This window comes from Pelomicrobium sp., from assembly GCF_036803785.1.
Classification (GTDB): Bacteria; Pseudomonadota; Gammaproteobacteria; order Burkholderiales; family UBA6910; genus Pelomicrobium.
Window position 1 is genome coordinate 1 of the sequence record NZ_DAIRTR010000208.1, and the last position, 3,445, is coordinate 3,445.

General features: G+C 65.1%; 2 protein-coding genes. One reads left to right on the forward strand and one right to left on the reverse strand.

Translation table 11 applies throughout. The features are described from left to right. Positions 1–214: 214 nt before the first annotated feature. On the reverse strand, positions 215–943 hold the full coding sequence (locus tag V7Q81_RS15250; protein WP_333845022.1) for a TIGR00730 family Rossman fold protein: 729 nt from the start codon (positions 941–943) through the stop codon (positions 215–217). Here V7Q81_RS15250 and polA point away from each other — a divergent pair. After that, positions 929–3,445, forward strand: a 2,517-nt coding sequence (polA, locus tag V7Q81_RS15255) for a DNA polymerase I (RefSeq protein WP_333845024.1), incomplete at its 3' end; no start/stop codon positions are given. The two genes, V7Q81_RS15250 and polA, sit on opposite strands and share 15 nt — an antisense overlap.

The following is a 3,445-nucleotide window of genomic DNA, read 5'->3' on the forward strand; positions in this document are numbered from 1 at the left end:
GGGGCCGGGGGCTGCGGCTTGGCTGGCGGCTGTCCTGCGGACGGAGGCGGCTCTTTCGCTGGTGCGGCGGGCGTCTGGGCAGCCGCCGCAGCCCAGAGGCAACAAAGCCCAGCGGCAGCGAGGCCCTGGACGAAGCGATGAGAGATCATGATGTCGTCCTTTGGCGGAGGGTTGCCCCGGATTATAGACGAGCGCCCAGGCTTTTCCCTGTGCCTCACAGATTGAGCTGCATCTCCTTCTCCTTCTCGGACGGGGAGAAGCCGCGGGTGGCGTAATAGTCGAAAATGGCAGTCACCACCTTCTCGGGCTCGTCGATCACTTGGATCAGGTCCAGGTCTTCGGCATCGATCATGCCTTCTTTGACCAGGGTGGTGCGAAACCAGTCCAGCATCCCCTGCCAGAAGGGCGCATGCACCAGGATGATGGGAATGCGCCGGGATTTGCCGGTCTGTACCAGGGTGAGGGCTTCCATCAGCTCGTCCAGGGTGCCGAAGCCGCCGGGCATCACCACCCAGGCGGTGGCAAGCTTCACGAACATGTACTTGCGGGCGAAGAAATGCCGGAAGCTCTGGGAGATGTCCTGGAACGGATTACCGTGCTGTTCGTGGGGAAGCTGGATATTGAGGCCGACGCTGGGAGACTTTCCGAAGAACGCCCCCTTGTTGGCCGCTTCCATCACGCCTGGCCCGCCGCCCGAGATGACGCTGAAGCCGGCGTCCGAGAGCAGCCGGGCGATTTTCTCCGTGAGGGCATAGTAGGGATGGTCGGGCGTGACGCGGGCGCTGCCAAAAATGCTCACCGCCGGCATTACCGCACTCAGCCGTTCCGTCGCCTCGACGAATTCTGACATAATCCCGAAGACCCGCCATGACTCCCGGGCCGACCAAGTTTTCTTCAACGCTTCGACGGCGACCGCCGAAGGAAGCTTGTGACTGATACTCATGTGGGCACCTCGAAAGAAGAAAAACGTCTGCTGAAGACATTGCTGCTGGTGGACGGCTCGTCCTACCTCTACCGCGCGTTCCACGCGCTGCCCGACTTAAGGAACCGGAACAACGAGCCGACGGGGGCGATCTACGGGGTGCTGAACATGCTGCGCAGGCTGCGCAGGGAACATAACGCCGATTATATCGGCTGCGTTTTCGACGCAAAAGGAAAGACCTTCCGCGAGGCTCTGTATCCCCACTACAAGGCCAACCGGCCACCCATGCCGGAAGAGCTGGCCCGCCAGATCGCGCCCCTCAAGGAGGCGATCGAGGCCTTGGGCTGGCCGCTGCTGGAAGTGGAGGGGGTGGAGGCGGACGATGTGATCGCCACCCTTTGCCGCCAGGCGCAGGCGCGGGGACTGCGCTGCGTGATCTCCACCGGGGACAAGGATCTCGCCCAGCTCGTGGGCCCCAACGTGGTACTGGTCAATACCATGACCAACGAAACCCTGGACGAAGCGCGGGTGCGGGCCAAATTCGGCGTGCCGCCGCAGCGGGTGCTCGACTATCTCACCTTGATCGGGGATGCCATCGACAACGTGCCGGGGGTGGACAAGGTGGGGCCCAAGACGGCGGCCAAGTGGCTGCAGCAGTACGGGAGCCTGGAGGAGCTGATGGCCCGCGCGGGAGAGATCCCGGGGGTTGCAGGGGAGAACCTGCGCCGGGCCCTCGAATGGCTGCCCAAAGGCCGGGAGCTCCTGGCGGTGCGCCAGGATGTGGCGCTGCCCGTTTCCATCGACGACCTGCAGCCCCGCCCGTTGGATCGGGAGCGGCTCCAGGCCTTGTTCCAGCGCTTCGATTTCAAGAGCTGGCTGAGGGAGCTCGAGGCTCAGGACCCGGGGAGCAACGGCGCTCGGGCTGCTGCCTCAGCTGTCGCGCCCCGGCCCGAACGCCGCTACGAGACCATTCTCACCGAGGCTCAGCTCGACGCCTGGCTCGAGCGGCTCGATCGCGCCGAGCTGGTCGCCGTGGACACGGAGACCACCGATCTCGATCCGATGCGGGCGCGCCTGGTGGGGATCTCCTTTTCTGTGCAGCCCCATGAAGGGGCTTACCTACCGCTTGCTCACCGCTATCCGGGAGCGCCACCCCAGCTCGACCCGGCGCAGGTCCTCGCCCGACTCAAGCCCTGGCTGGAGGACGGGGGAAAGCCAAAGCTGGGTCAGCACGCCAAGTACGACATGCACGTGTTCGCGAACCACGGGCTCGCGCTGCGGGGCGTGGCTCACGACACGCTGCTCGAGTCCTATGTGCTCGAAAGCCATCGCGCCCACGACATGGACAGCTTGGCCGAGCGCTATCTGGGAGTGAAGACCATCACTTACGAGGAGGTGTGCGGCAGGGGGGCGGGCCAGATCGGCTTCGACCAAGTGGCACTCGAGCGCGCTACCGAGTACGCCGCCGAGGACGCCGACGTGACCTTGCAACTCCACCGGGCCATGTTCCCCCAGCTTGAGGCGGAGCCCAAGCTGCTCCACGTGTACCAGGCCTTGGAGATGCCAGTCATGCACGTGCTCTTCGCCATGGAACGGCACGGGGTGCTCTTGGACGTGGCGCGGCTTGAGGCTCAGAGCCGGGAGCTCGCAGCCCGCATGGCCGAGCTGGAAGCAAAGGCCCACCAGGTGGCCGGGCAGCCCTTCAATCTCAATTCCCCGAAGCAGATCCAGGAGGTCCTGTTCGAGCGGCTCAAGCTTCCCGTAGTCAAAAAGACCCCCGGCGGTGCGCCGTCCACCGACGAGGACGTGCTCCAGCAGCTCGCCCTGGATTATCCCTTGCCTAAGCTCATCCTGGAGTATCGCGGCCTTTCCAAGTTGAAGTCCACCTACACGGACAAGCTTCCCCGCATGATCCACCCGGAAACCGGCCGGGTGCACACCAACTACGCCCAGGCGGTGGCGGTGACCGGCCGGCTCTCCAGCAACGAGCCCAACCTGCAGAACATCCCCATCCGCACGGCCGAAGGCCGGCGCATCCGGGAGGCCTTCATCGCTCCGCCCGGACACTTCATCGTCTCGGCGGACTACTCCCAGGTGGAGCTGCGTATCATGGCCCACATCTCCGGAGACGAAGGGCTGCTCAAGGCCTTCGAGGCGGGCGAGGACATCCACGCCTCCACGGCGGCAGAAGTGTTCGGAGTGCCCCACGGCCAGGTAACGCCGGAGCAACGCCGCTACGCCAAGGCCATCAACTTCGGCCTGATGTATGGGATGTCCTCCTTTGGCCTCGCCAGCCAGCTCGGCATTGAGCGTGCCGCTGCCCAGTCCTACATCGACCGCTATTTCGCCCGCTTTCCTGGGGTCGCCGCCTACATGGCCCAGGTGCGGGAGCAGGCCCGCGCCCAGGGCTACGTAGAAACGGTGTTTGGGCGCCGGGTGTGGCTTCCCGAAATCAAGAGCGGCAACAATGCCCGGCGCCAGGCGGCCGAGCGGGCCGCCATCAACGCCCCCATGCAGGGTACG

What these genes read in the sequence shown, in the direction of transcription:
- V7Q81_RS15250 (WP_333845022.1), bottom strand. Translation starts at nt 943, where the DNA reads ATGAGTATCAGTCACAAGCTTCCTTCGGCGGTCGCCGTCGAAGCGTTG.